Origin of the sequence: Corynebacterium sp. MSK204 (assembly GCF_030229885.1) — a bacterium.
GTDB lineage: Bacteria > Actinomycetota > Actinomycetes > Mycobacteriales > Mycobacteriaceae > Corynebacterium.
Map to the genome: position 1 here is coordinate 24,364 of NZ_JASPGQ010000018.1, position 13,846 is coordinate 38,209.

The 13,846-nt window shown below is 56.2% G+C and carries 15 protein-coding genes and 1 tRNA gene; 14 read left to right on the plus strand and 2 right to left on the minus strand.

The features are described from left to right. Window positions 1-42: 42 nt before the first annotated feature. Together QP908_RS10400 and QP908_RS10405 are read right to left on the minus strand one after the other, a co-directional pair. Window positions 43-1,212: an aminotransferase class I/II-fold pyridoxal phosphate-dependent enzyme gene (locus QP908_RS10400; RefSeq protein WP_239269771.1), complete on the minus strand. Its 1,170-nt coding sequence runs from the start codon at window positions 1,210-1,212 to the stop codon at window positions 43-45. Beyond that, entirely contained in the window at window positions 1,209-1,925 is a 717-nt protein-coding gene (locus tag QP908_RS10405; protein ID WP_239269772.1) for a 6-carboxyhexanoate--CoA ligase, read from the minus strand. The genes QP908_RS10400 and QP908_RS10405 overlap by 4 nt, the downstream gene beginning before the upstream one ends. A 254-nt stretch (window positions 1,926-2,179) precedes the next feature. Here QP908_RS10405 and QP908_RS10410 point away from each other — a divergent pair. The 14 genes from QP908_RS10410 (at window position 2,180) to QP908_RS10470 (ending at window position 13,457) form a co-directional block, all read left to right on the plus strand. Beyond that, window positions 2,180-2,252: transfer RNA gene (locus QP908_RS10410), tRNA-Asn, on the plus strand. Between the two features lie 325 nt (window positions 2,253-2,577). Then, window positions 2,578-3,042, plus strand: coding sequence for a phage terminase small subunit (locus QP908_RS10415; protein ID WP_239269773.1), 465 nt, complete (start codon window positions 2,578-2,580; stop codon window positions 3,040-3,042). 4 nt (window positions 3,043-3,046) lie between these two features. After that, the gene (locus tag QP908_RS10420) at window positions 3,047-4,663 is read left to right on the plus strand and encodes a terminase large subunit domain-containing protein (RefSeq protein WP_239269774.1); all 1,617 of its coding nucleotides are present in this window, start codon (window positions 3,047-3,049) and stop codon (window positions 4,661-4,663) included. Next, window positions 4,660-6,135 (plus strand): phage portal protein, encoded by a 1,476-nt coding sequence (locus tag QP908_RS10425; protein ID WP_284772216.1) that lies wholly within the window; start codon window positions 4,660-4,662, stop codon window positions 6,133-6,135. The genes QP908_RS10420 and QP908_RS10425 overlap by 4 nt, the downstream gene beginning before the upstream one ends. Further along, window positions 6,136-6,861 carry a VG15 protein gene (locus tag QP908_RS10430; protein ID WP_239269777.1) on the plus strand — a complete coding sequence of 242 codons (726 nt, stop codon included), beginning with the start codon at window positions 6,136-6,138 and terminating at the stop codon, window positions 6,859-6,861. Between the two features lie 92 nt (window positions 6,862-6,953). Further along, window positions 6,954-7,490 carry a hypothetical protein gene (locus QP908_RS10435; protein WP_239269778.1) on the plus strand — a complete coding sequence of 179 codons (537 nt, stop codon included), beginning with the start codon at window positions 6,954-6,956 and terminating at the stop codon, window positions 7,488-7,490. Between the two features lie 30 nt (window positions 7,491-7,520). After that, entirely contained in the window at window positions 7,521-7,946 is a 426-nt protein-coding gene (locus tag QP908_RS10440) for a hypothetical protein (protein ID WP_239269780.1), read from the plus strand. A 2-nt stretch (window positions 7,947-7,948) separates the two neighbouring features. Further along, window positions 7,949-9,007: a major capsid protein gene (locus tag QP908_RS10445; RefSeq protein ID WP_239269781.1), complete on the plus strand. Its 1,059-nt coding sequence runs from the start codon at window positions 7,949-7,951 to the stop codon at window positions 9,005-9,007. 18 nt (window positions 9,008-9,025) lie between these two features. Next, window positions 9,026-9,409 (plus strand): phage head-tail connector protein, encoded by a 384-nt coding sequence (locus QP908_RS11895; RefSeq protein WP_411706813.1) that lies wholly within the window; start codon window positions 9,026-9,028, stop codon window positions 9,407-9,409. A gap of 347 nt (window positions 9,410-9,756) precedes the next feature. Then, window positions 9,757-10,047, plus strand: coding sequence for a hypothetical protein (locus QP908_RS10450; RefSeq protein ID WP_284772217.1), 291 nt, complete (start codon window positions 9,757-9,759; stop codon window positions 10,045-10,047). A 3-nt stretch (window positions 10,048-10,050) separates the two neighbouring features. Then, entirely contained in the window at window positions 10,051-10,428 is a 378-nt protein-coding gene (locus QP908_RS10455; RefSeq protein WP_284772218.1) for a hypothetical protein, read from the plus strand. A 78-nt stretch (window positions 10,429-10,506) separates the two neighbouring features. Beyond that, complete coding sequence (locus tag QP908_RS10460) at window positions 10,507-11,499, plus strand: phage tail tube protein (RefSeq protein ID WP_284772219.1); 993 nt, start codon at window positions 10,507-10,509, stop codon at window positions 11,497-11,499. 51 nt (window positions 11,500-11,550) lie between these two features. Further along, window positions 11,551-12,180, plus strand: a complete 630-nt coding sequence (locus QP908_RS10465; protein WP_284772220.1) for a hypothetical protein — start codon at window positions 11,551-11,553, stop codon at window positions 12,178-12,180. Continuing rightward, window positions 12,180-13,457: a hypothetical protein gene (locus QP908_RS10470; RefSeq protein WP_284772221.1), complete on the plus strand. Its 1,278-nt coding sequence runs from the start codon at window positions 12,180-12,182 to the stop codon at window positions 13,455-13,457. Before QP908_RS10465 ends, QP908_RS10470 begins: the two co-directional genes overlap by 1 nt. Window positions 13,458-13,846 lie beyond the last annotated feature (389 nt).

Below are 13,846 nucleotides of genomic sequence, written 5' to 3' on the forward strand. Positions count from 1 at the left end.
GACGAGAGCCTACTCTCTGAACGCACTCACCGAGCGTTTTGCTTATAAACCCAGCTGTTCAAGTTCTGTGCAGAGGGCATCGATTTGTGCGCGCGTATGGGTTGCCATGAGGGTAACGCGGAGTATCGCAGCGCCACGTGCAACAGTGGGCCACCGGATTGCCGGGACGATAAATCCATGGTCAAGCAGTGCAGCGCTAGCGTCCATTGCGGCGGCCTCATCGCCCACGTGCACGGGGATAATCGGCCCTTGCTGTGGCGTAGTCCCGCGTGTGCTGTGCCAATAAGCAATATTGCCTTGCAGTTGGCTAACCAGACTGGGATCAGACTCAATGAGCTTTAACGCCGCGAGCACGGCGGCCGATGTTGCTGGCGTGGGAGAGGTAGAAAATACGAAGGACCGGGCTTGTTGCCGCAATAGCTGGGCAACCGGCTTGCTCGTTGCCACGAGGCCGCCTTCGGCGCCAAGCGCCTTGCTAGCGGTAATAAGCTGAATATCGGGCTGGACGCCGAAATATTCTGGGAGGCCAAGGCCGCGGTTGCCGACGGTGCCAAACGAATGGGCATCATCGACCATAAGCCAAGCGCCGTGTTCGCGTGCCAGCCGCGATAGCTCAGGCAAGGGTGCAAGCACCCCGTCCATGGAAAAGAGGCCATCGGTAATAACCAAGGCATACTTGGTGGTCCTGGTGACCAAAGCGTTTTCTACAGCGCGGGTATCGCGGTGCGCCGTAACGACGAGGGAGGCGCCACTCGCCTTTGCGAGCCGGCAGCCATCGATGATACTGGCGTGGTTGCGCGCATCGGAAACAATGGTGAGCTCGGGCGAGGCCAACGCCTGCAACGTCGATAGATTGGCTTGGTACCCGGTGGCAAAGAATACCGAGTCTGGATACCCAGTCAGCTGGGCCGCAGCGGCTTCTACCGCAACGTGTAATTCAGACGTGCCGGTGGTCAAACGCGAGCCGCCTGAGCCTGCGCCGTAGTGATCAACGCTGTCCTTTACGGCGTTTTTAATCTCCGGATGCTCTGCCAGGCCCAGGTAATTCGACGAGCTAAAGAGCACCGCGTCTTTGGCCGTCTTCCCGGTGGCCGTCCGCAAGGAGCTTTCCGGGACTTGCCCACTTCCAAAGACCGAAGGGCTGCGCCATAGGCCGTCTTCTCTCCACTTATCCAGGCGCGCAGATGCGACTTGTTCTAGGCTCTCGTTCACTTTTCTGCCCCAAAATCCACGAGTACGGCGCGGCTTTCCAAATAATCAATCAACGCTTCGATATCGGCACCTGGTTTGATAATGAATGCCCGCGCCCCCTCATCCGACCCAGGCTCTTTAATGTGTGGAAGACGGTGGTACGTGCCATCTATGCAGACGTAACCGGTGGTATAGGCCGGATCATCAGACACACAGACTTCTGCTAGAACGTCAGGATGCGCGGCGACCTTGCTCGCCAGAACAATGGCTTCACGGGCCGCGTCCTTGCCTTTGAATTCCGCGTCTTGAGCGTTGTGCGCGTCCATGTGGCTCACACGGACGCCGCGCTGTGCGTCTGGCTCGCAGCGCGTGCCAGTATCGGCCGCAATGAGCATCGCACCGCGCATATTCCTAGCGGTAAACGTCTCTTCAATGACTACTTGGGAATGAGCGGTCATTGAGCGCAATAGTTCCTCGATGACGTCCCTAGCCTGCGAGGGCGATTGCACCGCTTCTTCTTTTACTCCTACGGAAGGGACGTGCAGAATATCGGACTCGGCCAAAGCCTCCACGGTGATGAAGGTATTTTCCGCCATTCCCTTCGGGTGCGCCAAAGCACGCTCGGATAGCGCCGCACAGACCGCCGGAACCTCGTGTTCCCTGACGATTCGCTCTGCTCCCGAAATGTGCTGGCCTGCGGAATCAGACCGCATTCGCACTGAGAAATAAGTCATAATCTGAGGGTACCGGACGTATTGAACGGTGTTCAGGAAAAGAGAAAATTGGCCAGCCTCGACCAGGCTCCAGGCGGCGCTTCCCACACAGGAATACACAGGCCCTACGCTTTCCGATGCTTCCCGTCTCACCCTACGTCCTACGCCCCTAAATTTTTCCGGCTAACCAGGCGATTTGTGTGAAAACGGCGTTAGCCTATATAGTTAATTCTCGTTGCACGGAGAACGGCACGTTCGAAGTACAACATGGATATTCCTCCATAGCTCAGTTGGCAGAGCATTCGACTGTTAATCGAAGGGTCACTGGTTCGAGCCCAGTTGGAGGAGCATTGTATCTACCCCCTTTTACCAGTAAAAATGCTGGTGGGAGGGGGTTTCTTAGTTTTTCGTTTCCAGTCGTTTCCAGTGGTTTCCAGCCGTTTCCAGTGGTTCTTGTCGTCAAAATGTCGTCAAAATGTCGTCACGTTTTCACCCCAAAATCTGCTGCTAAAACCACCCAAACCAGCACCTGCCCCAGGACATAAAAATGACTCCGAGCCGACGAAACATCGACCCGGAGCCATCTCCCCCGAACGGCAGCTGCCACCAAACATCATAGCACACTATACTAGAACTGGACAGCTAACAGCACACGAAAAATCTGGGGGAAGCAATGGCAGGACGCGGTCCCGCACCGAAGAATCCAAAATCACGTGCGAGAAGGAACCAACAAAACATCGAGCAACGCGAAATCGTTGTCACTTTCGTACCGCAGCCCAAACTCACCGATATCTACGGCCCCACCAACCCGGCCACAGACGAGGCCTGGACCAACCAGACCCTACGTTTTTGGGACACCCTCGCAGAATTCCCGCCGCTGAAAACCCAAGGCCTCCAAGAAACCCAGTGGCTCGATTTAGCACGCACCATGATTCTCGACGACGCCTACAATCGCGGAGACACGAAACTAGGACCAGAACGCCGCCTACAGCTCGCCCAATACGGCATCACGCCTGACAGTCTTGCTCGCCACCGCATCACCATGGCGACGGCAGACGAAGCTGAGGACAAGCGCCGCGCCTCTCGTGCCGCAGCCGACGTACGCGGCCGCTACCGCAGCCTGAAGGCGGTGGATTAAACCGATGGCATTCAAACCCCGAGAGCCCGGGGAATTCCCCTCACTCGGCTGGGAATGCCTCGCCTGGATTGAAGAAAACCTCGCCCAGCCAGACTGCGCCGAATACCAACCTCTAGTACTCACGCCTGAACAAGCTCGCTTTATTCTTCGCTACTACAAACTCGACCCTGAGACTGGGCAGCGTGTCTATACACGCGGCATTCTCTCCCGCCCCAAAGGCTGGGGTAAGTCACCAATCATGGGAGCTATTGGCGCCCTAGAAGCACTAGGACCAGTGTGCTTCGGCGGGTGGGACGCATCAGGGCAGCCTGTGGGGGTTCCATGGTCTGAATTCACCACACCGAAAGTACAGTTTGCCGCGGTCAACGAGGACCAATCCAAGAATGCCTATGGACCACTGCTAGAGATGCTGCGAGACGGCCCAGCTATGCGAAACTACGACATTGACCCAATGGAGACGTTTGTCGCTCTCCCCAAAGGCCGCATCGAATTCATTACCGCGGGAGCATTGTCAAAAGAAGGCGGCAGGCCTGTATGGTTTTCTGCCGACCAGACCGAAGCGTGGACCCAGAGCAACGGTGGCGTGAAGCTAGCTGCAGTGCTACGTCGCAACACAGGCAAGCTAGGCGGTCATTCTATCGAGACTCCTAACGCCTATAGACCAGGCAGTGGTTCGGTTGCTGAGGAAACGTTTAAGGCCCTCGAACTGCAAAAGCAGGGGCGACTTAAGCGAGAGACGATTCTGGTGGACCACCGTGAAGCGCCAGAGGATACGGACTTAGCTGACCATGATTCCCTTTACCACGGACTGGTTCATGCTTATGGCGATTCCGCTAGAGATAATGGTGGCTGGGTGGATATTGAGCGCATCATTACCGAGATTTGGGACCCGTCGACTGACCCTTCTGATGCGCGACAGTTCTACCTCAATCAGATTGTCTCTTCGTCCGATTCCTTCCTCTCCCACCTCGAGGTAGATGCCATTGAGGACAGGGATAAGGCTATCCAGCCAGGCGACAAGATTGTATTGGGCTTTGACGGCTCAAGAGGCCGTGTGCGTGGTAACGCGGATGCGACCGCGCTGATTGGCATGCGTGTGACAGATGGGCATTTGTTCGAGATTGCGGTGTGGCAGTCGAAGACGCCCCGCGACCCGGTCTGGGAACCGGACACACGCCAGGTTGATGCCGTCGTGCGTGACTGCTTTTCTCGTTACCGTGTCGTGGGCATGTACTGCGACCCGTCCGGCTGGACGGAGCATGTTTCCGCGTGGGAAGCGGAATTCGCCCCGAAGCTTAAGGTGCGGGCCACCTCGTCGCATCCGTTGATGGCGTGGCCGAGGGGCAAAAGTGCCGCGGTATACCAATCGCTAAGCGAGTTTAGGCAGGCAGTAGTCAACCGCGACATTACTTACGACGGCGGACCGTACCTGCGCGCACATCTTTTGAACGCGAAGCGCAGGGAGACACGTACTGGATATTTGCTTTATAAGTCGTCTCCAGAGTCTGCTGATAAAATTGACGCAGCGTATGCAGCAGTCATGGCCTATAAGTGCTACTTGGATGCTGTCTCGCACGGGGTGACGAAAAAGAAGAAAAAGAGGGGGTCGTTCATTTTATGATTCGGGGGCTAACGCAAAATGAAGAAGATATTCTAAGTGTATTAACAACTGAGGTCACAGGACACCGGCAGGGTAATAAGCAGCTGGCGTCATACTATGACGGGACGCATCGAGTGCAGCGCATTGGCGTTGCGGTGCCGAACTCATTGTCGGATATTGGGGTTGTTTCCGGATGGCCGGCAACTGTGGTAGATACCTACGGTGATTTGCTACGCATGGATGGGTTCATATCACCGGACTATGGCGAGGAGATGCGGCTAGTCACGCGTCGGTTTAATGTTCCGCTTCGAGTGTCTGAAGCCATTTTGGACATGCTGATTTTCGGCCTGGGCCTATTAGCTGTAGAGCCCGACCCGCACGGCGTATTCCGCTTGCGGTCAGTATCGCCTTTGTCTGGCTCACTATTGTGGGATGACGCCACCAACGGTCCAGTGGCCGGGTATCGCCGCTCGGGAGTTAATTCGGAGGGCGTGTACCGCGAGGTGCTCTACCTGCAGGGCGAGGTCATTGTCATTTCCAAAGACTCAACCGACGTGGGTACGGTGCGCTCAGTGGAGCGATTCGACGTTCCTGGCGGCGGATTCCCTATGTTCCGGCTGCGCAATCGCCTGCGCACATCGCACTGGTCGGGTCAGTCAGAAATCACCCCGGCCGTGCGGTATCTGACAGATGCAGCTGCCCGCACGTTAGAGAACATGGAGTATAACTCTGAGTTTTATGCCTCCCCACAGCGATGGGCTACCGGCGCCTCACCTGAGGATTTCGGCTACGACCCAGAGGGCATGACGGAGTTCGACCGCGTAGAGATGGGCTGGCGGACTTCTATCGGCAAGATGCTTGTCCTCAACGGCGATGAGGACGACCCCAAGCAGCCCAGCGTCGGACAATTCGCATCGTCTCCTCCTACCCCATTTATCGAGCAGGTACGCGCCTACTCTCAGTTGATTGCTTCTGAGTCAAAGATTCCGGCCCAGTATTTTGGTTTCATGACGGAAAATCCGCCCTCGGGTGACTCGATTCGCGTGTGGAAAGAGCAATTGATTCGCGCATCAGAGATTAAGACGGAGTTGATGAATCCAGACCTGTTGGAGCTGGCTCGCGTACTCGTGCAGCTTTCCGACTTCGACAATGACGTCGATGTTGAAAGCCTCGTCGACGGGCTCGAAGTGGATTGGCGCGACCCCGCCACCGCGTCCAAGGCCGCCGACGCCGACTGGGCGCTAAAGCTGCTTACTTCCGGTGTGCTCGCCCCCGATTCCGAGGTACTACTGAAAAACCTGCACTTTTCAGCCGCCGACCGGCTCCAAATCGAGCAGGAAAACCGCAGTAAACGCCTCTCCCAGTTGGCAAAGGTACTCCAAGCTTCGACACCACAAGACCAAGAAAATACCGAATCGTCACACCAAACCCCCGACCGGGTGGCACCGTCACCGCGTGAAAACGCCAGCGACGACGCCAAGGAGGCACGCTAGATGAACGCGGTAGACCCACAACGCCCTTGGGCTTCAATCACACCCGTCGTTGATTCCATAGCTCGCCAAGCCGTTACGGACCTCAATTCACGCGCCCTCATCATCCCGGACATCACCGCCGACCCCTACCGCCAGAAAGAACTTCTTCGGCAAATGGTGCGCGAAGCCATCGACTCCTACGGCACAGCCGTTTCTGATGCCACGATGGCGTGGCTAGAAGAACAAGAAGACTACATGGAGATGCGGCCGGTGGAATGGAAGCCACGCCGGGTGGATTCCGAGCAGGTTGAGGCTCGAATGGCGAAGGATTTCGCACCGTTATTCTTTGAAGAGCAAGGTTATAATCGCACGTTGAATTCGATGGGGTTCATCGTCGCTGATGAGTTGTATTCCAGGCAGCGTAAAAACACTGAGCATACGGCGTGGAAAGGCGGTGGGTCGTGGGCTCGTGTTGCTCATCCTGGGGCGTGTGCGTTTTGTACGTTGTTGGCGTCTCGAGGGTTTGATTATTCGTCTCAGTCGACTGCTGGTGGTGGGTATTCGGGGGCGCATTTTCATGACCATTGCCGGTGCCTTGTGATTTGCCGTAAGCGCGGCCATGTTGAGCTTCCAGAATCGACGATTAGAGCGCAAAAGATTTATAAGAAGGCTCAAGAAGAAGTTGATAGCACGGACCCCGATGTGTTGTTGCAGGCGATGCGTCAGGTGGGTGACCTTAGGAAATGAACAGGTGTGCTATTCTTTGGGGTGGTTACGGTTTGTATCCGGAAGGGATGAATGAGGCCGTAGTCCACAAACTGAACATTTAGGGGGACGCTGTGTCGCACGAGGACGCAAACGCTGACAATTCCGAAAAGGAAACCACCAGCGGGGATACTGCAACCAACGCCGCAAAGGCGGAAACCGAAACCGCATCAACTGACTACCGTAAAAAGTACGAGGACATGCGGGCCCACTCTCGCACGTGGGAAAACCGGGCAGAAAAATCGCTAGCAGACGTTGAGCAGCTTACCGCGGACAAAGAGAAACTCGAATCCACGATTAAAGACCTTCAGGCTGAGCTTTCGACGGCCCATAGTCAGGTTGAAGATGCTCAGCATAATCGGGATTTAATTATCCACATCGCGGGGCTCGGCGGCGACGTAGAGCAACTATTCGATTCGAAAAGCTTCTGCGCAGCCATTGATAAGCTCGACGCTGACGATGACGATTTTGAATCCACGCTTAAAGACCTCATCGGCAAGCACTCCCCCGCCGCCCCTGCATCGTCGCGGCTTACCTGGGAATCACCGAATCAGGGTATTTCTCGGGGTGAGGAGCTGTGGCAGAGGCGTAAGAAGCGCCAGGGGGCGTAGTCCGCATTCATCACATCATCGGGGGATATTATGCACTTTCGGCCAGAATTTGACCGTTACTCTCCCAGCGACCTGTCGTGGCTGGGCTCTCGCCACGCAGTAGACAACGCCGAAACCGGCACGCTGGGCGAAAAGACTACCCATATTCGCACGTCCGTCCTACCCTCTGGCACCGCCTTGCACCGCGAAGGCGACTACTGGGTGCCAGTCACGTCCAAGACTCAGTCCGTGGACGGGTTCCTGCTGACGGACCAGGACAATAACCCAGGCGAGGTTGTGCCGATTGTCTGGCACGGCCGTGTTCGCGTTGACCGCCTTCCGGATTCCAACAATCGCGTGAACATCGCAGAATGCGACCACGCAGAATTCACGTTCGTGCACGAACCGCACGGTTCTTTGTGGAATGAGGATGGCTCCACCAACTTCGATGCCATCGGCGACGTACGGGAGGATTAATCATGGGTTCGACGCAAATTTGGAACGAGGTCCTCTCACCTGAGGACCTGACTATCTACGCAAACCACTATCTAAACGACCTGCAGGCCGCCGGTGGCTCCCTGTCTGCTTACTTCCCAGACCAGCTAATTAACGACGTGTTCTTCAGCTGGATGACCGAGCAAGACACCGGACGCCTGGCTGAGGTGCGCTCTGCAGACGCTGAGACGCCGATTGGCTCCATGGGCGGCGGCCAGAAGGCCATGATGCAGATGCCTCTGATTGGTCAGAAGGTCCGCATCAACGAGATGGACCAGCTGCGCAGCTTCCACCAGGGTGATTCCCGCTTCCAGGAAGACGACATGACCAAGGCCACCGAGACGGTCGTCCGCGCAGTCGCCAACCGCGTCGAGGTAGCCCGCGGCGACGTCCTCACCACCGGCCGTGTCCGCTATTCGGAAAACGGCGCCATCGTCGACGCCGGCATTGGCCGCGATGAGGAATTCGAGGTCACCCCGAAGAAGCACTGGGATGACCAGGATTCCGGCGCCCTGGAAGACATCATCTCGTGGGCTATGGCCTACGAGGATGCCAACGGTACTAAGCCGGGTACGATTATTGCTTCGCCTAAGGTCATCCAGAAGCTGCAGACGAATAAGCAGTTCCGTGATGCGGCGAATACCACCGGCGAGCTGGCTCGTGTCTCCTCTGGCGCTATTAACGCTGTGCTGCAGGACCAGGGGCTTCCGGGGATTACGTCGTATTCTCGTTCGGTGCGTGATGGTAAGGCTGCGCGCCGGATTCTGGATGAGAATACGTTGTACTTCCTGCCGCCGGAGACTCAGTCTGGCCTGCTGGGCTATACGGTGTGGGGTCAGACGGTGGAGATGAATTCTCCGGAGTATAACCTGTCTGGTGCTGGTCAGATTGCGGTCGGTGCTTGGCGTGAGAACGACCCGATGGCGTATTGGGTGCGTGCTAACTGTGCTGTGCAGCCGATTCTGACGAATCCGAATATGGCCATGGTTGCTCACGTGGTGAAGCCTGGTCCGGCGAAGAAGGCTGGCCGTAGCGCTAAGTAGTCCTGTTGGGGGGTTCACGTGGACACATATTGCACGATTCTTGACGTTACTGACCGTTTGACTATTGAGCCGGATGAGGACGATAAGAGCCTTATTGTGGCGATGGTTGATGAGGCTACGGTCGCTATTGATGCTTATTTGGGTAAGCATTTTGATGAGTCAGTTCCGGCGGCGGTTCGTGTGGTGTGTGCCCGTGTGGCTGCCCGCGCTGTCTCTCGTGGTTTGTCGTCGGCTCCTGTGGGTGCTGAGTCTCAGTCGTTTACTGCTGGCCCGTTTTCGACGAGTCAGAGTTTCGGGTCGAATTCGAATGCTGGCGGTGTGTTCTTGACGGCTGAGGATAAGCGTATGTTGCGCTCGGTTGGGGGTGGTCGGCGTGGCGCGTTCACGGTCTCACTCTACTAAGTCGGGGTACCCACTCCCCTACGATGTGCGGGTTCGTCGGCGTGAGGATTCGGGTGAGGATTCTTTCGGTAATCCGGTAACCAGATGGGGTGGTCCTCAGGTTGTGCGGGTTGCTGGTTGGTCTATTAGCGATTCCCCGGAATCTGGTCCGGATGATAAGGATGTTCGGCGTGTGGATTGGGCTGGCTCCTTGTTCACTCTTCCTGGTGAAGTGTTAGCTGGCGATTTAGTCCATCTGGGCGGTGTTGATTTCGTGGTTGCCGATGGTGGCCATGATTTCACGCATGGGCCGTGGTGGGACCCGGGTTTGGCGGAGTATAAGCTGCGTATTTTTGAGGGGGTTGAGCGTGGCTGACAGCTTTAAGCTCAAGATGAATCACCAGTTTTTTAATCGAGTACTCAAAGAGGCACCGGAGACTAAGCATCTGGTTGATGACAAGGCCGAGGAGTTCCGCTCGAAGGTCGGCGAACACTACGTCGTGAAGGAAGCGGAACCAGGCCAGCGTAGATGGCGTGCGCTTATCGTGCCGACTCCGTATGACTGGGAGGCCTACGGGCACGAGAAAAAGCATAATGCGTTGCAAAAGGCTGTAGGCGCCTACCCAGTCGCGACGAAATCACCGAAGAAGGGAGCATAGCTAATGCGGCATCCATCTGCGATTGTTGTCTCTTGCCTGAAGCGGTGGCTTAAAGGTTCCGAGTTCGACGGGGTGCATATAGCGACCAAGGTCCCAGATGAACTTGACGGACCCATGGTTCAGGTTGATGCGGCGGCCCCTGACCGGGAAACGCCGGTGACTGACCGTACTCGCATCATACTTTTGGCCTACGGCACCGATGATGAGTACTGCGTGGACCTACTGTCCGCCTGCCTGGAGGGTATGGAGGTTTCCTACCGTGCGGAGGGGGATATTTTGGATTGGGATACTGATACCGACCCTTATATTTTCCCTGACCCGGATAGGCCTTCTGCTATTCGTTGGCAGGGCGCGGGCACCTTGTGGACGGCGTTAAGCTAAGTATTTTTCATGTATAATTTGTGGTGACTGCCCTGCTTGGGGTGGTTACTCGGGGTAAAAAAATTTGGGGGAATTCGCATGTCACGTATGCGACAAAACATTGTTGTCGGCGCGCCCGAGGTCAAAAGCGGCGGCGCCGCATGGATTGGCATGGCGGGCATCAACCCGCTGCAGACGCCACACTCTGCGTCTGTCAGGGTGGCTTCACTGCCGGCAGTCAACAAGTTCAGCCCCGCTGGCTACATCAGCGAGGACGGACTAACCAAGACTGTCGACCGTGATACCGAAAAGGTTGTGGACTGGAATGGTGACACCATGGCGGTGTTGCAGTCCAATCACTCGGTGCAAATCAAGTGCAAGTTCCACGAGATTGTCAATTCTCACGTTGCTACCGCCGTGATGGGCGAAGGCAACTTTCGTTCCCGTCATGATGGACGAGCAGTCCAGATGATTGACAACGCTACGGAAACGCCCTACCGCTCATTCATTTTCGACATTCACGGCGGCGAAGACCTGAAGGGACGTTTGTTCATCCCGAATGGTCGCGTCACCGAGCTCGACGACCAGGTGTTTTCGCGAGGCGAGGTCGTAGGCTTCGACGCCACGATTGAGTGCTTCCCGGATGAAAAGGGAAACAACCTCTACACCTACATTGACCGCCGCAACGTCAAGAAGGATGATGATGACCGCTTCCCAGATGATGGGCTGCCGGTTGTGTCCTTGGCAGAAATTGAAGACATTGTGCGCAATGCTCTGAATAATCTGCCTATCTCGCCGGACTTGGTTGCGGGCTTGTTCTACTCGCTCATTGACGGCAAGGGCGGGTTGAACCTTGAGTTCATCGACAAGCTCGCGAAGCACCTTGCGCCGCTTAACGGTGTCGACGATTTGCTGCAGCTGTTGTCTGACCTGGTGGAGGGTAAGGATGCTGCCACGTTGATTAAGGACGTGGAGGCATTGCCGTTTACTCCGCTGAATCGTCATAATCGTTGGGCTCAGGCGGTTGTTGACCTGCTCACCGGTGCTGGTGGGCGGCAGACGATTGATGACCTGACCGGCGGCATCATCTAAACACCGAACATTTTCGGGGAATTGCAAACACTATTTTTGGGGGTAAATTTCATGGCTGATAAGGATAGCCTGCTTTCTCAAATCACTAACTCCATCCGCGACCTGCAGCAGCAGGGCGGCGTGGAAAAGGACACCGCTGATTCTCTCACCGGAATGTTCTCCAACTTCAACGGCATCATCGACAAGATTTCCGAATCCATTCCACAGCAGGTCTCCATGCTGGGCCGCACTGTCAAGGATGCCAAGACCCTCGCCGATGACCTCAAGCAGATTCTCGGCGGCCCACTGGTATTCCCAGGCACCGGCGTCCCCTCTGCCATTAAGGGCATCGAAGACGCCAAGACTCGCCTGCATGACCTCGTGGCTGAGCAGTTCGGCGATGCTGAAGCTCTCCCAGACAAGGCAGCGGACCGTGTAAAGGAACTCGCAGACCACGCCGGCAAGGTTGGTTCCGCTGTGGATGAGTTCGTTGGTTCTTCCTACGCAAAGAAGCTCTTCGACGGCATCACCCCGGGCGATGGCTTCCCAGAACTAGTAAGCAAGTTCGATGCTCTCCCAGAAGCTGACCGCAAGAAGCTCACGGATTTGGTCACCGGCATTGGTTCCTCCGCCCAGCCAATCGGTTCCGCCCTCGTGGACATTCTGCGCGCATTCAACGAGGACAACAAGGAGGAAAAGTAATGGAGTACAAGTACACTGACCGCGATAACTTCGGCGAATTCAACCCCACTCACCTCGTGGACCGTCTCGAGTCTGCCGGAGTTATCCCGCACGAGATGGCAGACGCGCTCTCCCAGGCTTCTAGTGCACTGCTTAACTTGGGTGACGATACTCGCGGCGAGGTTGAAAAGGCTGTTTCTACCCTGGTGGGTGAGGCTGAAAGCGGCCAGGAAATCCTGGATACCCTCAAGGCGAATATTGATACCGCTATTCATGAGCCGGACCCGCTGAAGAAGGTAGCCGACTTTAAGTCTGCGGCTGATGAGCTCGTTGATGGACTTGAGGGCCAGCTGAAGGACCTTGGTCTGGAGAAGGTTTCTGACCTTTCTGAGATTCGTTCTACTGTTCGTGATTTTGCTGAGGCGTTGGATACGCTGAATGCTTCTGCCCCGATTGCACAGGTGGTCAAGAAGCTACCTGGTGGCGCACTGCCTGGCCATGTTCTGGAGGCTTTGGCTGAGCTGCGACAGGATGAGCTTGATGAGCTGGCGAAGCACTTTGACGCTGTCACTGAGCGTGGCGGCAAGCTCATTGGCGAGCTGGCTTCCTTGGGTGCTGATGAGGCTGTACGCAAGGCCGTGAAGGCTGCTGAGGGATTGTCTCCTTTGCTGGCTGTGGCTTTGGCTGCGGGCTCTGTTGTTGCCCAGGGTGCTGATGCGGTCAAGGGCATCGTTGACTTGGGCGTGGCCGTAAAGGCTGCTCTTGTCAAGGGCCTGTTTACCGCAGGCAAGGGTCTTCTGGCGGCCCCGGTTATCGCGCAGTTTAAGGCAGCAAAGAAGCTTCCGTTTATTGTTGTTGCGCTGCAGATGTTTAACCATCATGAGGTGCGTCAGGCCTTGTTGCACGTCTTTAACGAGGTGCTTATTAATTCGCTGACGGCGTTTAACACCAAGGCTGTGGTGAAGGCTGTTCGTGCCGCGGTGGACTTCCTTGTTCTGTCTACGCCGATTCGTGTTGCGGTGCGTGGCAATAACCTGTTGAAGCTTGTCAATGGGCTGAACATTGGTCGTATCTTGTTCAATGTGTTCTTGCTGTCGCGTATCCCGCAGCTGGGTCACTTGCCGGTTCGTGGCTTGGGTCTGCGTGGCGTGGAGACTTTGGCGGCTGGTTTGTTCGCTAACTGGCGTGTTCTCAAGACTGTGCTGACTCCGCTGGCGTTGAAGCCGGGCGTCCTTATCGGTGATGCGGTAGCGTTGATTGTGGTCGCGTACCTGGTTGTGGGTGCGTTGACTGTTTAATCAGACTTGGTCGAGTAGGGGCTGAGGGTGTATTCCCTCGGCCCCTATTCTTGTGTGTTGGTCGGCTGCTGGGGCGGGGTGGTCGATACTAGTGTCTTATACTAGGGGTTGTATTGTGACGCTATTTTGGGGGTTTTATGCGTAATCGGGGGAATCTTGTTCACGGTGTGCCGGACGTGTCGGCTGGTGGTGGTGCGTGGATTGGGCAGGCGGTGTCGAGTCCTTTTGCGGTGCCGTTGTCGGCGAGTGAGCCGCTGCGTCGTTTGCCGGGGGCGGGTATGGTTCCTGCTGGGTATGTGTCTGCTGATGGGGGGACCTGACCCCCAGATGGTGGACACCTTGAAACCAGCATCTCGCTGGGAAGTGAGGTACCTTTCCACCATGCCACG

Excerpts from the sequence above, each read along its gene's own strand:
- QP908_RS10440 (WP_239269780.1), top strand. The coding sequence starts at position 7,521 with ATGCACTTTCGGCCAGAATTTGACCGTTACTCTCCCAGCGACCTGTCG.
- QP908_RS10420 (WP_239269774.1), top strand. The coding sequence starts at position 3,047 with ATGGCATTCAAACCCCGAGAGCCCGGGGAATTCCCCTCACTCGGCTGG.
- QP908_RS10415 (WP_239269773.1), top strand. The coding sequence starts at position 2,578 with ATGGCAGGACGCGGTCCCGCACCGAAGAATCCAAAATCACGTGCGAGA.
- QP908_RS10465 (WP_284772220.1), top strand. The coding sequence starts at position 11,551 with ATGGCTGATAAGGATAGCCTGCTTTCTCAAATCACTAACTCCATCCGC.
- QP908_RS10405 (WP_239269772.1), bottom strand. The coding sequence starts at position 1,925 with ATGACTTATTTCTCAGTGCGAATGCGGTCTGATTCCGCAGGCCAGCAC.
- QP908_RS10445 (WP_239269781.1), top strand. The coding sequence starts at position 7,949 with ATGGGTTCGACGCAAATTTGGAACGAGGTCCTCTCACCTGAGGACCTG.
- QP908_RS10430 (WP_239269777.1), top strand. The coding sequence starts at position 6,136 with ATGAACGCGGTAGACCCACAACGCCCTTGGGCTTCAATCACACCCGTC.
- QP908_RS10460 (WP_284772219.1), top strand. The coding sequence starts at position 10,507 with ATGTCACGTATGCGACAAAACATTGTTGTCGGCGCGCCCGAGGTCAAA.
- QP908_RS10425 (WP_284772216.1), top strand. The coding sequence starts at position 4,660 with ATGATTCGGGGGCTAACGCAAAATGAAGAAGATATTCTAAGTGTATTA.
- QP908_RS10470 (WP_284772221.1), top strand. The coding sequence starts at position 12,180 with ATGGAGTACAAGTACACTGACCGCGATAACTTCGGCGAATTCAACCCC.
- QP908_RS10455 (WP_284772218.1), top strand. The coding sequence starts at position 10,051 with ATGCGGCATCCATCTGCGATTGTTGTCTCTTGCCTGAAGCGGTGGCTT.